At 68.8% G+C, this 269-nt stretch carries 1 pseudogene; it reads left to right on the top strand.

The annotated features are described in order from the left end of the window. Positions 1-269, top strand: a pseudogene (locus tag AC0IYH_RS31795) (ATP-dependent DNA helicase RecQ); the annotation flags it as partial.

Below are 269 nucleotides of genomic sequence, written 5' to 3' on the forward strand. Positions count from 1 at the left end.
CGTTGATGGAGGCGTTTCCGGAAGTGCCGCGGCTGGCGCTGACCGCGACCGCCGACGCGCACACGCGGGCGGACATCGCCAAGCAGCTCGGCATCCCCACGGACGGGATGATCGTGTCAGGCTTCGACCGACCGAATATCCGCTACAGCATCTCCGCCCGCGACACGATTGCGCGGCAGATCGCCGACCTACTCGCCGCCAATCCCGGCCCCGGCATCGTTTACGCGCAGACCCGCGCCGCGACCGAACAGCTGGCGGAGCAATTGGCG

The organism is Pseudomonas sp. AC463 (genome assembly GCF_979253585.1).